At 38.6% G+C, this 2,075-nt stretch carries 4 protein-coding genes; all 4 read left to right on the top strand.

Annotated elements, in window-relative coordinates:
• The coding region (gene pgeF / locus OQ279_RS18745; protein ID WP_266071391.1) for a peptidoglycan editing factor PgeF at window positions 1-554 on the top strand (554 nt) is incomplete at its 5' end.
• A gap of 10 nt (window positions 555-564) precedes the next feature.
• Window positions 565-1,236 carry a YggS family pyridoxal phosphate-dependent enzyme gene (locus OQ279_RS18740; protein WP_266071389.1) on the top strand — a complete coding sequence of 224 codons (672 nt, stop codon included), beginning with the start codon at window positions 565-567 and terminating at the stop codon, window positions 1,234-1,236.
• A 21-nt stretch (window positions 1,237-1,257) separates the two neighbouring features.
• On the top strand, window positions 1,258-1,707 hold the full coding sequence (locus OQ279_RS18735) for a cell division protein SepF (RefSeq protein ID WP_066446819.1): 450 nt from the start codon (window positions 1,258-1,260) through the stop codon (window positions 1,705-1,707).
• Between the two features lie 5 nt (window positions 1,708-1,712).
• Complete coding sequence (locus tag OQ279_RS18730) at window positions 1,713-1,979, top strand: YggT family protein (RefSeq protein ID WP_066446817.1); 267 nt, start codon at window positions 1,713-1,715, stop codon at window positions 1,977-1,979.
• Window positions 1,980-2,075 lie beyond the last annotated feature (96 nt).

Genomic DNA, 2,075 nt, shown 5'->3' with positions numbered 1-2,075 from the left:
CACCTAAAGATGCCGGGCTCGGAGCCATGCAATATGATAGCTCTTTTCCTCATACAGATGGATTTTATACAAATGACCAAGGAATTCTTCTGACATTATGCTATGCTGATTGTGTTCCATTATACTTTCTGCATCGCAAAACAAAAACAATTGGGATTGCACACGCCGGCTGGAAAGGTACAGTGCATGGAATAGCTGAAAAAATGATTACCGTATTTAAAAACGATGGAATTCCGGCAAATGAAATAGAAGCCGTCATCGGACCATCAATTTGCGGACAGTGTTATGTAGTAGATGACAGGGTCATCAAAGCTGCAAATCAGTGGAAAAACGATCATTTGCCACCAGCATATAAAGAGATTTCAAAAGGTCAGTATCAATTAGACTTAAAACAATTAAACCGTCAAGTCATGATTCATAGCGGACTGGCTGAAAAGAATATTGTTATTTCGAATTATTGCACCAGCTGTAATGCTGACTTATTTTACTCTCACCGCAGAGATAGCGGGAAGACAGGCAGAATGATCAGTTTTATGGGCTGGAAGGAGGAGTAAGAGCAATACCATGAAAGTAGAAGACAATTTACGGGAAATTCAGCAAAAGATAGAAACAGCCTGCAAGCACTCTGGACGCAATCGCGAAGAAATTAAAATCATTGCTGTGACAAAATATGTTTCTGTGGAACGGGCACAAGAAGCAATGGATGCAGGTATTAAGGACTTAGGCGAAAACCGTGATGATGGCCTCCTGGCTAAATGGGAAGTATTAGCGGACAAGCCTACATGGCATTTTATTGGTTCACTTCAATCAAAAAAAGTAAAAAACATCATTGATAAAGCAGCCTATATTCATTCGCTGGACCGGCTTTCACTGGCTGAAGAAATACAAAAAAGAGCCGATCATATCATTGATTGTTTAGTTCAAGTCAATGTTTCGGGTGAAGAGTCAAAGCATGGCCTGCCGCTTGAAGAGGTTAAACCCTTTATTGCTTCATTAAAGCCATTTTCCAATATTCGTGTTGCTGGTCTTATGACAATGGCACCGTTCACGGAAGATGAAGACCTGCTGCGCAGCTGCTTTAGAAAATTGAAAGAGCTTCAGCAGGATATTCAGGCACTAGAAGAAAGTTATGCGCCTTGCACAGAACTATCAATGGGAATGTCTAATGATTATCAAATTGCTATTGAAGAAGGCGCAACAATGATCAGAATAGGAACCGCTTTAGTGGGTCAATAAGGTAAGGAGGTATATGAAGAAATGAGCATTAAATCTAAATTTAAGACATTTTTCTTTTTAGATGATGAATATGATGATAGAGAAGAGGATATGCTCGAAGAGGAAGCAGCCCCTGCTAAACAGCCTTCTCAGCAAAAGCAGCAGTCTGTTCAAAAGCAAAACGTAGTCAGTCTGCAAAGTGTGCAAAAATCATCAAAAGTTGTCCTCGTTGAACCGCGAGTTTACGCGGAAGCACAGGATATAGCAGATCAGCTGAAAAATAGAAGAGCCGTTGTTGTTAATCTGCAGCGAATTGAGAGAGATCAAGCCAAACGAATTATTGATTTCCTGAGTGGAACCGTTTATGCAATTGGCGGAGATATTCAAAAAGTAGGAAATGATATTTTCCTATGTACTCCTGATAATGTAGAGGTTTCAGGCACGATTTCTCAATTAATGCAAGAGCAAGAATTCGATAATACGAGGTGGTAATAGGAATGGGCTTTCTGTTTGAAATATTAGCAAATTTAATTGGTATTTATTCATGGGCATTAATTATTTATATTTTAATGTCTTGGTTTCCAAATGCAAGAGAATCATCGATTGGACAGTTTTTAGCGAGAATATGTGAACCGTATTTAGAGCCGTTCAGAAGGTTTATTCCTCCTATTGGCATGCTTGATATTTCACCTCTTGTTGCCATTTTTGTTCTTCGATTCGCTGTAACAGGCATCGATCAATTATATAGATGGATAGTATTGTAAACTGGGGCTATTATAGTCCTTTTTTACTTTGTAAGTCCTTATTTATTTTTTCTTAACATAGTAAGGAGTTTTAAAATGAGCATTTATCAACATTTC

The organism is Salinimicrobium profundisediminis (assembly GCF_026241755.1).
Taxonomy (GTDB): Bacteria; Bacteroidota; Bacteroidia; order Flavobacteriales; family Flavobacteriaceae; genus Salinimicrobium; species Salinimicrobium profundisediminis.
Note: the sequence above shows the minus strand (reverse complement) of the source record. Positions and strands in the feature narration are given on the sequence as shown.

What these genes read in the sequence shown, in the direction of transcription:
- OQ279_RS18740 (WP_266071389.1), top strand. Translation starts at nt 565, where the DNA reads ATGAAAGTAGAAGACAATTTACGGGAAATTCAGCAAAAGATAGAAACA.
- OQ279_RS18735 (WP_066446819.1), top strand. Translation starts at nt 1,258, where the DNA reads ATGAGCATTAAATCTAAATTTAAGACATTTTTCTTTTTAGATGATGAA.
- OQ279_RS18730 (WP_066446817.1), top strand. Translation starts at nt 1,713, where the DNA reads ATGGGCTTTCTGTTTGAAATATTAGCAAATTTAATTGGTATTTATTCA.